Origin of the sequence: Nocardioides sp. (genome assembly GCF_035481145.1) — a bacterium.
In the GTDB taxonomy this organism is placed as follows: domain Bacteria; phylum Actinomycetota; class Actinomycetes; order Propionibacteriales; family Nocardioidaceae; genus Nocardioides.
Genome location: NZ_DATIHB010000020.1, coordinates 1 through 15275 on the forward strand (window position 1 = coordinate 1; position 15275 = coordinate 15275).

Below are 15275 nucleotides of genomic sequence, written 5' to 3' on the forward strand. Positions count from 1 at the left end.
CTGTTCGTGAGCGCCGTCCGCAGGTCGGGCGCCAGCTCGATCCGCCGGTAGCCGGCCTCGGCGAGATCAGCGCGCTGGGCATCGGTGAGCAGTGTCGGTGCGGTGGGCCCGTCGAGCTGGCTGAGGACGTCGCCGTCGAAGGCGTCGGCCGCATCGTCCTCACGCGACTCGGCGAGTGCGGACGACTCCGGAGGCGCCGAGTCGGCCGACGAGGCCGCGCCGGAGTCGCTGCCACCCCGGTCGACGAGCTGCGTGCCGGTGAGACCGATCGCGGTGACCGCGGCGGCCGCGGCGAGGTACGCCGGCCAGCGGCGACGGAGCGGGACCACCCGGTCGGCGCCGTCGGCAGGAGACGAGGCAGCGACCGCAGCGACCGCGGCCGCCGCCGGCTCTGCGGCGGCGCGGTCCGCGACGAGGCCGGCGAGGGTGGTGTCGAGACGGGCGGCGACATCGTCCGGCAGGGGCGCCTCGTGGCGCGCGGCGCGCAGGGCACGGCGTACGGCATCGGTCTGCTGCGGGGTCAGGTCCTCGGACATGGTCACCTCCTCGGGCAGGCTGGGTCGGGTCAGGCGGGTTCAGGCGGGCTGGACGCCGGGCGGCGCGCGGCTGGGGTCTGTGGATGGGACGCCGGGGGCTGCCGCAGGGTTCCCCGGGTCCGGTGTGTCCCCGCCCTCACGCAGTACGCCGAGCAGGGGCGCCAGGCGGGCCCGTCCCCGTGCGCAGCGCGACTTCACGGTGCCGACCGCGCAGTCGAGCATGAGCGCGACTTCGGCCATGGGGTAGCCCTCCATGTCGACGAGCACGAGCGCGGCTCGCTGCTCGGGGGGCAGCTGGGCGAGGGCGGCGAGAACCAGGTCGCGGCGTTCGTCGGCGAGGGCGGCAGCGGCGGGGTCGACCGGGGCCCGCTCGGGTGACCGGAGCCGGGACTCGAGGTCGTCGGGGAGCGGGTCGGCGGTGCGGATCCGCTCGTGGCGCACCCGGTCCAGGCAGGCGTTGACGACGACGCGGTGCAGCCAGGTGGTCACGGCAGCCTCCCCGCGCCACGAGGAGGCACGGCGAAAGGCGGAGATCATCGCGTCCTGGAGCGCGTCGGCTGCTTCCTCGGGGTCGCCGAGGGTGCGGAGCGCGACCGCCCACAGGCGGTCGCGGTGACGGCCGAAGAGGAGCCCGAAGGCTTCGGGGTCGCCGGCGACGTGGGCCGCGAGCAGGTCGGCGTCGGAGCGCCCTGGATCCGTCATGTCCGGATCCGTCACGCGCGGACCTCGACCGCGGCGATCGATCCGCGGAACTCGCCGTCGACCTGCGGCACGGCCGTCAGCCAGAGGACGACGTAGCGCGAGTCGACCGCGGACTCCGGAGTCAGGGTGATCGTGCCGCTGCCGTCACCGGTGGCCGCCTTCTCGAGCCCGTCGGCGGTCTGCGGGAGTGTCTCGCCGGCGGCGAGCAGCTGGACCGTCGTGGGACCGCCCGCGACCGTCACCTCGACCGAGGTCACGGACCGGCTGCTGCCGAGGTCGAGCACCAGGCCGACGCCGGGCTTCAGTCCGCCGGGGCCGAAGTTCTGGTCGTAGCCGGAGGTGGTCCAGGCCGTGGCCGGGTCACCGTCGACGGCGAGCTTCGCCTCGGAGTCGTGCTCCTCGCCGTCACCCGGCGGCGGATCGAAGGCGGTCGCAGTCACGCCCGTCACGACAGCACCCGCCGACGGTCCGTCGCTGGCGGAGCCGGTCGAGGTGTCGCCGTCGTTCTGGAGGAGGCCGGCGACGACATAGGCCACCGGGAGCAGGACGAGGAGCGCGAGCAGGACCAGCCCGACCCGCATCCAGTTGCGCCCGGGCGTCTCGTCGCCGTGCTCGGCGGGCTCGGCGATGGCGACTGCCGGCAGCTCGCCCGTGCTGCCGAAGGGCCAGTAGCCGCGGTCGTCGGCGGTCGGCGGAGGCAGCCGGCGGAGCCGGCCCTCGGGCGGGTCGGGCGCGAAGAGCGGCCGCTCCGGCGGCTCCTCGAACGGCGGCGGCGGGGCGGGTGCGACGTCGGAGGGCGTGTGCCAGTCGGGGTCGGCCACGACCGCATCGTCGACGTCGTCGAAAGCGGCGACCTGGGTGCGCTCGACGTCGTCAGCCGGCTCGTCCTCGAGCAGGACGTCGACCAGCATGGTCTCCTCGGGCTCGGCCGAGGCCGGGTCCGCTGCGGACGGGACGGCGGGCACGGCCGCGAGGGCACCCGTCGCGTCGGTGTCGCCGGAGCCGGGTCGGTGCGCGGGCACGGCTCCGGTGCGCAGGCGGTGCGCCTCGGCCTCCGCCACGATGGTGGGGTCGCCGACGTAGTCGGTGAGTGCCTCGGCGATCTCGGTCGCACTGGTGAACCGCGTGCCCCCGCCGAGAAGGCTCTCGCACATCCCGTCGAGCAGGCGGGGCACACCGGCGCGCACCTGGCGAGGACGCAGCGGGCGCCCGTGCTCGAGGGGTGCGGCCGGGACCGCGGACTCCGAGACGCCGGCCCACCGGCCGGTCAGCGCGGCGTACAGCAGGCCGCCGAGGTCGGTGAGGTCGGCGGTGGTGCGCCCCGGGGGCAGGCCGTGGAGGGCGGCGTCGACCGCGAAGCCGATCACCTTGACGGCGCCGGTCGTGTCGAGGAGGACGTTCTCCGGGACCAGGCGGCCGTGGGCGATGCCGGCGTCGTGGCCGGCGGCCACCATCGCGGCGACCTCGGCGACCAGCCAGGCGGCCCGGACGGGCGAGAGTGGCTCGTCGGCGACGAGGTTGTTGAGCGAGACGCCCTCGCCCCACTCGTTCACGACGTAGTGCAAGCCGTCGATGCTGTTGGAGTCGAGCACGCGGAGGAGCCGGGGATCCTGCACGGTGGCCGAACGTCGGGCGGCCTCCTCGAGCAGTGGACCTCGCGGGTCGTCCTGCGGGATCAGGTGGAGCGCCACGTCGCGCGCCAGCACCAGGTCGTGGGCGCGCCAGAACCGGCCGCCGTTGCGGTCGTGGAGGAGCACCGTCAGGCGGTAGCGGGACGCGAGCACGTCACCGGGTCGCATGGCCTGCCTCCTCGCCTCGATCGGGAGCCGTTGGAAGGAACCCTAGTCGGTCGACGGGTGCCGTGGCGGGTCAGCGGAGGCCGGGAATCCGACGGGTGACGCCCTGGACCAGGTCGGTCACCTCGACAATCCGGAAGATCCGGGCGGCAGCCAGGAAGACCAGGCCGTAGACGCCGCCCACGACCGCGAGAAGGATCACGATCTCGACCTTGGCGGGGTCGTCGCCGACCACGCCCGACAGCACCCGGTTGGCCGGGTACGCCGCGCCCACCGCCGGCACCAGAGCCAGGACGGTGCGGACCAGGAAGCGCACCAGACGGCCGCTGTCGAGGCCGCCGAGCCGGCGCGCCAGCAGGAGGTAGGCCAGCACCGCACCCACGGCGTACGCACCGGTGTAGGCGATCGCCAGCGCGGCGGTCGTCTCCTGTGCGGAGGCGCGCGTGACCAGGGCGAAGGCGAGGACGATGTTCGCCGCAGCGATCGCGCACTGGATCCAGAAGACCTGGCGGGTGCGCTCGAGGGCGTAGAAGCCGCGCACCACCAGGTAGTGGGTGGTGAAGAAGATGAGCGAGATGCCCATGAGCGCGAGGGTCGGGGCGATGTCACCGGCGGTCTCCGACGCGGCGCCGTAGCCCCAGACCAGCGCCGAGAGGTCGCGCGCGACCACCGGCAGCAGTGCCACGAAGGGGAGCACCAGCGCGAGCGCGGTGCGCAGCGAGGAGCTGAGCGTGCGGATCATCGACGCCTCGTCGCTGGCGTGGGCATACGCCGCGAGGCGCGGCAGGATCGCCGTTGCCAGCGAGACCGTGACGATCGAGTGCGGCACCAGGGTGAGCAGCGACGCGTTGGAGTAGACGGTGTAACCGGTGCCTGCGTCGCCGGAGGCGTCGAGCGCGCCGCCCGCGGTGCCGCTGGAGGCGAGCCGGACGACGACCAGGTTGGCGATCTGGCTGACCACGATCAGCAACACGGTCCACATGCCCAGGCGGAGGGTGTGCCCGAGGCCGGTGCCGCGGAAGTCGAACCGCGGCTTGTAGCGGAACCCGACCGCCCGGAGGTACGGCAGCAGGATCAGGAACTGCGCCACGATGCCGAGCGTCGAGCCGAGGCCGAGCAGCAGCTCCTGGCCCGCGCCGTACGCATCGGTGACCTCGTCCTTGCTGGCGGGGCCGAAGAGGAAGAGGTAGGCCAGCAGCGTGGCGATCGAGATCAGGTTGTTGGCGATCGGAGCCCAGAACATCGGCGCGAAGCTGCCGCGGGAGTTCAGGATCTGCCCGACCAGCACGAACATCCCGTAGAAGAAGACCTGCGGGAGGCAGAAGCGGGCGAAGTCGATCACCGACTGGCGCTGGGCGGCCAGCTCCGCCTCGTTGAACCGGCTGTCCAGGTAGAGACTCATCACCCACGGTGCCGCGACGACCAGCGCCACCGTCACGACGAGGAGGAAGAGCGCGGCGAGGGTCACGATCCGGTTGGTGAACGCCTCCCCGCCGTCCGCATCGTCGCGCGCGGAGCGCACGAGCTGCGGGACGAGCACGGCGTTGACGACACCCCCGACGAGCAGGACGTAGAGGATGTTGGGCACCGAGTTGGCGATGTTGAAGATGTCGGCGTGCAGCGCGATGCCGAGCGCGGCGGCCAGCAGGATCGATCGCACGTAGCCGCTCAGTCGCGAGACCACGGTGCCCGCGGCCATGATCGCGCTGTTGCCGATCACCGAACGGGACTCGGTCACGGTGCCTCCGGGGCGTCGGTGTTGCCGTCCGGCTCACGCTCGGCGGCGGCGGCGGTGGTGGTGGTCGTGCTCGTGGTCGGCGGGACCGCGCCACGGGAGGCGCGGATCCGGCGGCGCCAGCGCAACGCGATCGCGGCGAGCAGGAGCGTGCCGCCGGCCGCCATGATCAGCCAGATCACCCAGCCCACGTCGCGCGAGCGGATCGAGATGTCCTGGGACTCGCGCACCGGTCGGCCGTCGGCGTCGGTGACGACCAGCACCAGGGAGTGCACGCCGGGCTGGGTGGTGTGCGCGATGAGGTTGACGGTGCGGCTCGACGACGCCGGGACGTTGACCGTCTTCGGCGCGCGGATGTCGAGACCACCACTGGTGCTCGCGCGCACGCCGAGGCGGATCGGGCGCTCCAGGCTGTTGGTCACCGTCATCGAGAACGGCCCCTCGGTGGAGCCGAGGATGACGAAGTTGGGGACCGCGACGTCGACGCTGGCGAGGCGGTCGGTGAACCAGGCCCGGGCGCCGTCGACGCTCGTGGTCGCGGCCCCCTCCAGGCCGGACGCCGTGAGCACGCCGTCGCGGGTGAGGTACGACGTCGCGGAGAGCGCCTCGCGGGTCGCCGTGTGGGCCACGCCGTCGTCCTCGGCGAGCAGCCGGTCGAGCGTGTCGCCGAGCTCGGTCAGCTGGTCGGCGCCGGCGAACGCGGAGTGGGTCGTCTCGCGGTCGAGCTGGCTGGCGGGGTAGACGAGGTCGGGGAGGTCCACGGCGGCGGCGGTGGACGGCAGCGAGCCAGTCGTGCGCACGAAGGGCCGGTCGAGCTGGTTGAAGAAGCCCTGCGCGCTCGGCCCCGGGTCTGACTCCCACGGCAGAACGACGAGGGTGGAGCTGCTCTCCTCCGCCCGGAGGAGACCCTCGGCCAGGAGCCGTTGGCGCAGGGCGAGCGCTGCGGTGCCGGCCGTGGGAGCCGGCCCACCGGAGGCGACGCCGGCTTCGGAGAGGAGCACCTGCTGGCTGCCGATCTCGACTGCGGTGGGGAGCTCGTCAGCCTCGGCGAGCTCGGTGGGTAGTGCGCTGGAGGAGGCGATCAGGGTCGCTCCGCCCGCGACCTCGCGCGTCTCCGCGGAGAGCAGCCCGTTGGGCGGCGCGATGACCGGTGTGGTGCCGATGCCCAGGTCGGAGAAGACCGCGTCGGCCTCCTGGCGGGCGCGGACCAACGCGTCGCTGTCGTGGCGGGCAGCGCCGGCGACGTCGAGGTCGCCGTACGGCAGGGCGAGGAGGGGGAGCCGCCCGGCGACGGCGGTGAACCGCTGCAGCCACGCCACGGCGTCGGCGTCCGGCTCGGGAGCGTCCTGGTCCTCGTCCTCCTCGACCGTCTCGTCCTCCGCGTCGGTCTCAGGGGCCGGGGACTCGTCCTCGCCTTCCTCGCCCTCCTCGGGGACCGGGGTGCCGAGCGAGCGGGGCTGGTTGCCCGCCGCCAGTTGCTGCACGGCCGCTATCACGGCCGGATCGACGAGCAGCGCCGCACGGCCGGGAGGGGCGTCCTCGGCGAGCGTCAGCAGGTTGGCGAGACGACCTCCGGGCGAGATCCTCCTGCGCCAGGCGTCCTCGGCCGCGAGCTGACCCTCAGGCGTGTGGAGCGTGCGCCCGCGGATCGGCAGCACGAGCGTGAACGACGCGCGACCGGTCGGCCGTTCGTCGCCCGCACCGACCTGCGGGAGGAACGTGCGGACCGTGCCGTCGGCGAGCGCGTCGCGGCCCTCGGTGGACGTCCCGAGCGCCTGGACGCCGAACCAGTAGACCCCTGGCCGGTCGCCGATGCCGAGCTGGTCGCGGGGCACGGTCAGGCGGTACGCCGCCGAGTCGCCCGGGGCGATCTCCTCGATGCTGGTGAAGACCGAGGTGCGGCCGCAGACGATGTCGTCGGTGGTGGCCTGCGCGGCATGGCGGAGGTCGTGGGGCGTGGTGATCGGGGTGCCCGAGCTGCAGGCGTAGACGTTGATGTCGGACCAGGTGGCGTCGCTGTCGTTGACGACGCGGCCACGGACGACGACCGGGCCGCGCTTGGGGACGGTCGCCGTCGAGAGGCCGTCCATCGTCACGGTGAGGGGGAGCGCCTCCGGCTCCTCGTCGACGGTGCGGACGGGGCTGCCGCTGCGCGGGGAGGTGCGGCTCGCGTTGCTTGACTGGCGCTGCTCGACCAGGCCGCGTGCGCGGCCGACCGCTTCGGCCAGTGATGCGGGGGCCTCGGTCCGGATCGCGTCGACGCTCTGCAGGTGCGGACCGGGATGGCTGGGCAGCCCAAGGACCAGTCCGGCGATCACGACCAGCGGCGCAAGGAGGGCAGCCAGCAGTCGGATCACCCGCTCACCCTAGCGGCGCGCGCAGGTCCGGCCGCAGCGGCGACTACCCTTGTCCCTCGTGTCCCAGCCCAGCCAGCCGCCGCTTCTCCTGGCCGACGTCCAGACGCGGGTGGCCGCGGAGCTCGATCGCCTCGCTCCGGTCATCGACCCGCTCGGCGAGCGCTTCGCCGCTGCCGGTGAGCAGCTCGCGCTGGTCGGCGGCCCGGTCCGCGACGCGATGCTCGGTCGGCTGCAGAACGACCTGGACTTCACCACCTCCGCCCACCCCGACGTGACCGAGCGGCTGCTCAAGGGCTGGGCGGACGCGGTCTGGGACCTCGGCCGCGAGTTCGGCACGATCGGCGCCCGCAAGGGTGACTGGCAGATCGAGATCACCACCTGGCGCTCCGAGTCCTACGACCCGGCCTCGCGCAAGCCGTCCGTCGCCTACGGGACGAGCCTCCACGGCGACCTCCGCCGCCGAGACTTCACGGTCAACTCGATGGCGCTCACCGTCCCCGGCCGCCAGCTCGAGGACCCCTACGGTGGCCTCGTCGACCTCGCCCAGCAGGTGCTCCGCACGCCGGGCACCCCCGAGGAGTCGTTCTCCGACGACCCGCTGCGGATGATGCGCGCGGCGCGCTTCGCCGCCCAGCTCGGCTTCGCCGTCGACCCGTCGGTGGTCGAGGCGATGACCGCGATGGCCGAGCGGATCACGATCATCTCCGCCGAGCGGGTCCGCGACGAGCTGATCAAGCTGATCCTCGCCCCCGAGCCCCGCCGCGGCCTGCGCCTCCTGGTCGACACCGGCCTCGCGGCGTACGTACTCCCGGAGCTGCCGGCCCTCGCCCTCGAGCGCGACGAGCACCACCGCCACAAGGACGTCTACGAGCACACGCTGACCGTCCTCGAGCAGGCGATCGACCTCGAGAAGGAGCGCGGCCACGAGCCCGACTTCGTCTCGCGCTTCGCCGCGCTGATGCACGACGTCGGCAAGCCGAAGACCCGGAAGTTCCAGGACGATGGCGTGGTCACCTTCCACCACCATGACGTCGTCGGCGCCAAGATCACCCGCAAGCGGATGCAGGCGCTGCGCTTCTCCAACGAGCAGATCGACGCGGTGTCGGCGCTGGTCGAGCTCCACCTGCGCTTCCACGGCTACGGCTCGGGCGAGTGGACCGACTCCGCCGTACGCCGCTACGTCCGCGACGCCGGCGACCAGCTCGAGCGGCTGCACATCCTGACCCGTGCCGACTGCACGACGCGCAACCAGCGCAAGGCTGCGCGGCTGCGGCGGACCTACGACGAGCTCGAGGCGCGCATCGCCCGGCTCTCGGAGGAGGAGGAGCTCGCCTCGATCCGGCCCGACCTCGACGGCAACCAGATCATGGAGATCCTCGGCATCGGTCCCGGGCGCGAGGTGGGCGAGGCCTACAAGTGGTTGCTGGACCTGCGCCTCGACGAGGGCCCCAAGACGCCCGACGAGGCCGAAGCGGCGCTGCGCGCCTGGTGGTCCGCCCGCCCGACGACCTGAGTCCGCCGCCGATGTCACCCATGGCGCTGGTCATCGCCCTGCTCGTCTGGAGCTTCGCTCTGTCGGCGCTCTTCGACCGCCGGTTCACGGCGTGGGCGCTGCGCGACGCGGAGCGGGGAGCCGGCGCGACGGCGCGCCGCGTGGTGTGCTGGCACCTGCGCTGGCTCGGGGGCTGGCTGCTGGTCTGGCTACTGGCCTACATGCTCGCCAAGAACGACCCCGACAACCGTGAGGCGGCCGCGGCCGTCGTTCCGATGATCCTCGCCTACGGTCCGCGCGCCCTCTGGTTCGCGGCGGCGGCACCCCAGGACTTCGTGGAGGTGGGAGCGGAGCCCGAGGTTGCGCGCGCCGTGGTCCGGGCCGGCCGCCTGCCCGCACGCATCGGCTGGGCCATCTCGGTCATCGCGATCGCCGCGACCTTCATGGGCTGACCGCGGAGTCCTCACACCTCACGCCAGTGGGTCGGGCAGCAGCAGCTCGGTGTTGCGGTCGCGGCGACCACCCCTGCGGTTGCGGCGCGAGAGGTCGTTGAAGGCCAGCTCGCGGTAGAGCCCGCCGAGCGCGGTGGTCGACAGGTCGTCGTACGCCGGCTGGAGGGGTGCATCGGTGTCGAGCATGGTGCTGAGCAGCGAGACGGTGCCGTCGTGGTTCTGCGCGACCTCGACGATCCGGGCCTGCTGTGGGGCGTCGACGTGCGACACCGTGTTGATCTCCCAGAACGCCCGTCGCGGGTCGCCGTGGCCGTGCGCGACGATCTCGTTGCGGTGGCAGTGGCCGTTGACCCAGGCGAGGACGTTCGGGTGGTCGTGGAGGGCCGCGAGCACCGCGTCGCCGTCGTGCCGGTTCTCCTCCGGCAGCCGCGGGTCGGCGATGAGGTTGGCCATCCGCCACGACGGGTGGTGGCTGAAGACCAGCACGTAGTCGTCGGCATGCGCGGCCAGCGTCCGGCGCAGCCACGCGAGCTGGGCGTCGCCGATCGACCCGTCGGCACCGCCGGCCTGGTTGGTCGTGTCGAGGCTGACCCCGACCACCCGCTCGCCCAGGCGGTGCGCGTAGTAGAGCGTCTCCGCACCGGCGTCGTCGGTGAAGCCGTGGCCGACCGGCCCCGCTCCGGCGTACGCCGGTGAGCGCACGGCAGCGAGGTACTCCTCGGTGGTGAACGGCGCCCGCCGCGCGTCGGGCGTCACCGTGCGGACGTCGCCGTGCCGTGCGAGTCGGCGGAGCAGGTCGCCGGCCTCCTCGGTCCGGCGCGGGTCGAGGACCCGGCAGCTGGCGAGCTCGGCGAGGTGGACGGTCGCATCGCCCGTGGCGTCGTAGATCTTGCGGTCGCCGATCGCCCACTCGCGGGCGAAGGGACGTGACATCAGCGTGCCGAGCGCGGTGTCGTCGTGGTTGCCCATCGTGAGCAGCCACGGGACAGCGAACCCCGGCGAGGTGAAGGGACGCACCGCGGCCTCCAGGAGGCCCGTCACGTGCGGGAAGCCGGCGCGCCGATAGCGGGTCTCCTCGGCGGAACCGGGCTGCCAGTGGTGCCAGAGCCCGCTGGCGGCGACGCCCTCGTAACGCGTGCTGCCGCTGTCGGGACGGACCACGCCGCCGGCGAGTACGCCGAGCAGGACGGCGAGCTCGGTGCCGCTGTGGTTGTCGGTGAGGTCACCGGTGGCGATCACGGCGTCGAGCGGTCGGCCCGTCAGGGGCCCCACGCCGAGGCTGTTGATCGCCTGGACCAGCGCGGTGGTCCCGTGCGGCGCGAGCAGCTCCTGCGGGCGGTACGACGTCCGCACCTGGCGGTCGAGGAACTCGCACCGCATCGGGTTCTGCGTGTCGACCACGTGCAGGTCGGTCACCTGGACCACCGCCGCCAGCGCCGTACGCCGCTCGGTGCGGCCGCGACGCGGCGCAGCCAGGTCGTCGCGGACTGCCACCGCCTCGCCCGGCGCGCTCACCAGGCGGCGGTAACCGTCGCCCGACGGCCGGATCGTGCTGTCGAGGGTCGTGCCGCGGGCGTGGACGGGCGGGTGCTCGTCGTCGATCCACCAGTCGTACGAACCTGCTGCCAGGAGCGCGGCTGCGCCCACGCCGTACATGCCCGTCTGCACCGCCGTCCGGCGGGTCATCGTCACCACGACCCTCGTTCTCGCAGGCGCGGACGAGCCGGTGGCGGCGCAGGCGTGGCAGGTCCGTGAACGCTCGCCCAACGCTCGACACGGGACCTGCTGGTCGTCAGGATGCGACCACCGACTGCTTCCGGGGGACACCATGCTGCGCCAGCTCATCGCCTGCTCGACCATCGTCACGACCGTGGCCCTCGCAGGCTGCAGCGAGGCGGCACCCGATCCCGCCGCAACGTCGCGCACGCCTGACCCCGACGTGATGGTGACGGTCGGTGCCGCCGACGACACCAGTTGGGACTACTGCATGCGGCCCGGTCGCGTGCTGCTGATCCGGTCGCTCCGGGTCGACGGCGGCACGGCGACCTTTGGTGAGCCGGTCTTCAACAGCGACGGCGGCGCGATCACGCCGAACGTCTCCTGGGCACCGGTGCAGACGCCCGTCGACGGCTACCTCCTCACCGGGGCACGCCCCGCGGACGCCGAGGTCGAGAAGGACGTCGCCTGGGCGGCGCGCAAGCCGCTCGAGGGCGCTGCGCTGGCTGACGGTGACTACGCCCTCTTCGTGCAGGCGCGCGTCCGTCCCGGCACCGCGCTGCGTGACGGCAGCCTCACCTGGACGGCCGGCGAGGACGAGGGGACGGCTACAACGCCGTGGCACGTCCGCTTCGAGGAGACGTGCTGAGGTCGGGGCGTCCGCCCGGCGTCCGCCCCGACGTACGACGAAGCCGCCGGCTCCCCGAGGGGAACCGGCGGCTTCGGTGCGTGATCAGCTGATCAGGGAGGTCACTCGCCCTTGATGAAGGCCTCGAGCTGGGCGCGACCGAGGGAGTCCTCGATCTGCACCGGCGGGGACTTCATGAGGTACGCCGACGCGGGGATGATCGGGCCACCGATGCCGCGGTCCTTGGCGATCTTCGCGGCGCGCACGGCGTCGATGATGATGCCGGCGGAGTTGGGGGAGTCCCAGACCTCGAGCTTGTACTCGAGGTTGAGCGGGACGTCACCGAACGCACGACCCTCGAGGCGGACGTAGGCCCACTTGCGGTCGTCGAGCCAGGCGACGTAGTCGGACGGACCGATGTGGACGTTCTTGTCGTAGACCTTGCCGGCCAGCGGACCCTCGAGGTTCGACGTGACGGCCTGGGTCTTGGAGACCTTCTTGGACTCCAGGCGCTCGCGCTCGAGCATGTTCTTGAAGTCCATGTTGCCGCCGACGTTGAGCTGGTACGTGCGGTCCAGCGTGACGCCACGGTCCTCGAAGAGGCGGGCCATCACGCGGTGCGTGATGGTGGCGCCGACCTGCGACTTGATGTCGTCGCCGACGATCGGGACGCCGGCGTCCTCGAACTTCTTGGCCCAGACCGGGTCGGAGGCGATGAAGACCGGCAGGGCGTTGACGAAGGCCACGCCGGCGTCGATCGCGCACTGGGCGTAGAACTTGTCGGCCTCCTCCGAACCCACGGGGAGGTAGGAGACGAGGACGTCGACCTCGGCGTCCTTGAGGGCCTGGACGACGTCGACGGCATCGGCGTCCGACTCCTCGATCGTCTCCTTGTAGTACTTGCCGAGGCCGTCGAGGGTCGGGCCACGCAGGACGGTCACGCCGGTCGGCGGGACGTCGGTGATCTTGATCGTGTTGTTCTCGGAGTTGCCGATCGCCTCGGCCAGGTCGAAGCCGACCTTCTTGGCGTCGACGTCGAACGCCGCAACGAACTTCACGTCGGAGACGTGGTAGTCGCCGAACGTGACGTGCATGAGACCGGGGACGGTGCCCGCCGGGTCAGCGTCCTTGTAGTACTCGACGCCCTGGACCAGGGACGTGGCGCAGTTGCCGACGCCCACGATGCCTACACGTACGGAGCCCATCGTTTCCTCTTCCTGCTGGGTTACTGGTGATGTTGGTCTGGTTCAGGCCTGGGTGGCCGGGGGCGGCGGGGCGGGGGTGCCGGCCCGCTCGGCCTGGATCAGCTCGGAGAGCCAGTGGACCTCGCGCTCCACCTGCTCCACGCCGTGTCGCTGGAGCTCCGCGGCGTAGCGGTCCATCTCCTTCTGCGTGAGCGACAGCTGCGACTGCACACGCTCGAGGCGCTCCTGCAGGCGCATCCGGCGCCCCTCGAGCACCCGCAGCCGGATCTCCATGTCGGTCGACGAGAAGAAGGCGAAGCGGATGTCGAAGTTGTCGTCCTCCCAGGCCGACGGCCCGGCCTCGGACATGAGCCGCTCGAACTCGGCCCGCCCGGCCTCGGTCGGCCCGTAGACGATGCGGGGACGGCGGCTCGTCGGCCCCGTGGACGGAACCGTGTGCTCCTCGATCCAGCCGGCACGGAGCATCTTCTTCAGCGCCGGGTAGAGCGAGCCGAAGGAGAGCAGACTGCGCCAGCCGAGCATCAGGTTGAGCCGCTTCCGGAGCTCGTAGCCGTGCATGGGTGACTCGTGCAGCAGTCCCAGGACTGCCAACTCGATGGTGTCTCCACGCCGTGCCATGCGATCTATCGTAGCGATATATCGCCCGGGGGTGAATCCTTCGTGAACGCCGGGCGTGTTGTTGGGTGGTGCAATGAACCGATCGGACGGTCCGGACATGCCTCCGACCGGCCTTCCGGACGCCCTGCCTCCTGCCGCGTACCCTGTCCAGCGCACATCCCAGCAGGAACGACCCTCCGTACGCCGCGGCGTACGACGGGGCGCACACGATCGTGGAGGCCGTCAGTGGCAGCACAGGGCAAGCGTTCGACCGCAGGACCGCGCAAGCGGGGCTGGCGCCGGCTGATCAAGCCGCTGCTCGTCCTCGGAGTCGTCCTGGCCCTGCTCGGCGCGCTGACCGTCACCGTGCTCTACAAGGCGATCGACGTCCCCAGCCCCAACGCGGCGTTCCAGACCGAGACGACCCACGTCTACTACCGCGGGGGCAAGCAGGAGGTCGGCCAGTTCGCGCAGCAGAAGCGCGACAGCATCCCGTACGAGGAGATGCCCCAGGTCATCAAGGACGCGGTCGTCGCTGCCGAGGACCGCACCTTCTGGACGAACCCCGGCATCGACGTGAAGGGCATCCTCCGGGCGGCCTTCTCCAACGCCCAGGGCAACGACACCCAGGGTGCGTCGACCATCACGCAGCAGTACGTGAAGATCCTCTACCTGACCTCCGAGCACTCCTACAAGCGGAAGATCAAGGAGGCCGTCGTCGCCCGCAAGGTGGCGAAGGAGCAGTCGAAGGAAGAGGTGCTCGCGGGCTACCTCAACACCATCTACTTCGGCCGCGGCGCCTACGGCATCCAGGCTGCGGCTGCCACCTGGTTCGGCAAGGACGCGGCGGAGCTGAAGCTGGGCGAGGCGGCCGTCCTCGCCTCCGTCATCAACAACCCCACGCTCTACGATCCCGCCAACGGCGACCACAACAAGCTCTCCCTCGAGAACCGTGTGAAGCGCGTCCTCGACGGCATGGTGAAGATGGGCAAGATCACCGCCAACGAGGCCGAGCGGGCGGGCGCCAAGCTGCCGAAGTTCGCCAAGGGCCGCTCGGACTCGGTCTTCGCCGGCCAGCGGGGCCACGCGATGTCGCTGGTGAAGAGCGAGCTGCTCCGCCTCGGCGTCGCGACCGAGAGCGAGATCGACGGTGGCGGCCTCCGGGTCTACACCACCCTCTCCAAGAAGGTCATGAAGGCCAACGAGGACGCCGTGAAGGAGATCCGTCCCGACGGCCGCGATCAGCTGCACGCCGCCGTCGCCAGCGTCGAGCCCGGCACGGGTGCCCTCCGTGGCTTCTACGGCGGTCAGGACTACCTCAAGTCGCAGCTCAACTGGGCGCTCGCCGGCGACAAGGTCGGCTCGTCGTTCAAGCCGTTCGCGCTGGCCGCGGGCCTCGAGGCGGGCTACTCGCTCAAGGACACCTTCGACGGCAACTCGCCCTACTACTACAACGGCGAGGGCACCGGCCCGTACGTCGTCAACGAGGACGCCGGTCACGACTGGGGCCGGGTCAACCTGCTCAAGGCGACCGAGATGTCGATCAACTCCGCCTACGCCGACCTGACGATGGCGATCCCCAACGGACCGCAGGCGGTCATGGACACCGCCATGGCGATGGGCGTCCCGAAGCCCGGGCGCGGCGGCGTCAACAACATGTACAAGAGCCCGGGCCTCGAGGCGGTCGGCGGCATCGCGCTCGGCTCGGCGACTGTGGCCCCGGTCAACATGGCCAACGCCTACGCGACCTTCGCCAACGAGGGCCAGGCGGCCAAGCTCTACCTCATCGACAAGGTCGTCGACCGCGACGGCAACGTCCTCTACAAGCACCGCACGAAGACGACCGAGGCGATCGGGTCCGACATCTCCGCGGACGTCACCTATGCCATGCAGCAGGTGGTCAAGTCCGGCACCGCGACGCGTGCGGCTGCCATCGGCCGCCCGGCGGCCGGCAAGACCGGCACCGCGACCTCGGAGGACCCGAACGGCGGCAAGGACTTCACCTCGTCGGCGTGGTTCGTCGGCTTCACGCCGCAGCTCTCGACCGCGGTGATGTACT

At 71.9% G+C, this 15275-nt stretch carries 12 protein-coding genes; 4 read left to right on the forward strand and 8 right to left on the reverse strand.

Annotated elements, in window-relative coordinates; genetic code table 11:
• The 5 genes from VLF38_RS01920 to VLF38_RS01940 form a co-directional block, all read right to left on the reverse strand.
• On the reverse strand, nt 1–536 hold a 536-nt coding region (locus VLF38_RS01920), incomplete at its 3' end, for a hypothetical protein (RefSeq protein ID WP_325269602.1).
• A 39-nt stretch (nt 537–575) separates the two neighbouring features.
• A complete protein-coding gene (gene sigM / locus VLF38_RS01925) occupies nt 576–1238 on the reverse strand; it encodes an RNA polymerase sigma factor SigM (protein ID WP_325269603.1) in 663 nt (220 codons plus the stop codon).
• An 11-nt stretch (nt 1239–1249) separates the two neighbouring features.
• On the reverse strand, nt 1250–3037 hold the full coding sequence (locus tag VLF38_RS01930; RefSeq protein WP_325269604.1) for a protein kinase family protein: 1788 nt from the start codon (nt 3035–3037) through the stop codon (nt 1250–1252).
• A 70-nt stretch (nt 3038–3107) separates the two neighbouring features.
• Nucleotides 3108–4772: a murein biosynthesis integral membrane protein MurJ gene (gene murJ / locus VLF38_RS01935; protein ID WP_325269605.1), complete on the reverse strand. Its 1665-nt coding sequence runs from the start codon at nt 4770–4772 to the stop codon at nt 3108–3110.
• The gene (locus VLF38_RS01940) at nt 4769–7126 is read right to left on the reverse strand and encodes a DUF6049 family protein (protein ID WP_325269606.1); all 2358 of its coding nucleotides are present in this window, start codon (nt 7124–7126) and stop codon (nt 4769–4771) included. Before VLF38_RS01940 ends, murJ begins: the two co-directional genes overlap by 4 nt.
• 58 nt (nt 7127–7184) lie before the next feature.
• Here VLF38_RS01940 and VLF38_RS01945 point away from each other — a divergent pair, with 58 nt between their 5' ends.
• Both VLF38_RS01945 and VLF38_RS01950 read left to right on the forward strand, forming a co-directional pair.
• On the forward strand, nt 7185–8639 hold the full coding sequence (locus VLF38_RS01945) for a CCA tRNA nucleotidyltransferase (RefSeq protein WP_325269607.1): 1455 nt from the start codon (nt 7185–7187) through the stop codon (nt 8637–8639).
• A gap of 20 nt (nt 8640–8659) precedes the next feature.
• Nucleotides 8660–9070: a hypothetical protein gene (locus tag VLF38_RS01950; protein WP_325269608.1), complete on the forward strand. Its 411-nt coding sequence runs from the start codon at nt 8660–8662 to the stop codon at nt 9068–9070.
• Nucleotides 9071–9088: 18 nt separating this feature from the next.
• On the opposite strand, the gene VLF38_RS01955 is transcribed toward VLF38_RS01950, so the two are convergent.
• Nucleotides 9089–10756: a TIGR03767 family metallophosphoesterase gene (locus VLF38_RS01955; RefSeq protein ID WP_325269613.1), complete on the reverse strand. Its 1668-nt coding sequence runs from the start codon at nt 10754–10756 to the stop codon at nt 9089–9091.
• A 142-nt stretch (nt 10757–10898) separates the two neighbouring features.
• Between VLF38_RS01955 and VLF38_RS01960 the strand changes: the two genes are divergently transcribed.
• A complete protein-coding gene (locus VLF38_RS01960) occupies nt 10899–11435 on the forward strand; it encodes a hypothetical protein (protein ID WP_325269609.1) in 537 nt (178 codons plus the stop codon).
• 101 nt (nt 11436–11536) lie between these two features.
• Here the strand turns inward: VLF38_RS01960 and VLF38_RS01965 are convergent, their stop codons facing one another.
• On the reverse strand, nt 11537–12619 hold the full coding sequence (locus VLF38_RS01965; protein WP_325269610.1) for an inositol-3-phosphate synthase: 1083 nt from the start codon (nt 12617–12619) through the stop codon (nt 11537–11539).
• A gap of 42 nt (nt 12620–12661) precedes the next feature.
• Nucleotides 12662–13237 (reverse strand): PadR family transcriptional regulator, encoded by a 576-nt coding sequence (locus VLF38_RS01970; protein WP_325269611.1) that lies wholly within the window; start codon nt 13235–13237, stop codon nt 12662–12664.
• A gap of 225 nt (nt 13238–13462) precedes the next feature.
• On the opposite strand from VLF38_RS01970, the gene VLF38_RS01975 reads away from it, so the two are divergent.
• Nucleotides 13463–15275, forward strand: a 1813-nt coding sequence (locus VLF38_RS01975; protein ID WP_325269612.1) for a transglycosylase domain-containing protein, incomplete at its 3' end; no start/stop codon positions are given.

Bases quoted from the DNA above. Each gene is read 5' to 3' on its own strand.
- sigM (WP_325269603.1), bottom strand. From the start codon at position 1,238: ATGACGGATCCAGGGCGCTCCGACGCCGACCTGCTCGCGGCCCACGTC.
- VLF38_RS01960 (WP_325269609.1), top strand. From the start codon at position 10,899: ATGCTGCGCCAGCTCATCGCCTGCTCGACCATCGTCACGACCGTGGCC.
- VLF38_RS01955 (WP_325269613.1), bottom strand. From the start codon at position 10,756: ATGACCCGCCGGACGGCGGTGCAGACGGGCATGTACGGCGTGGGCGCA.
- VLF38_RS01950 (WP_325269608.1), top strand. From the start codon at position 8,660: ATGGCGCTGGTCATCGCCCTGCTCGTCTGGAGCTTCGCTCTGTCGGCG.
- VLF38_RS01970 (WP_325269611.1), bottom strand. From the start codon at position 13,237: ATGGCACGGCGTGGAGACACCATCGAGTTGGCAGTCCTGGGACTGCTG.
- VLF38_RS01930 (WP_325269604.1), bottom strand. From the start codon at position 3,037: ATGCGACCCGGTGACGTGCTCGCGTCCCGCTACCGCCTGACGGTGCTC.
- VLF38_RS01965 (WP_325269610.1), bottom strand. From the start codon at position 12,619: ATGGGCTCCGTACGTGTAGGCATCGTGGGCGTCGGCAACTGCGCCACG.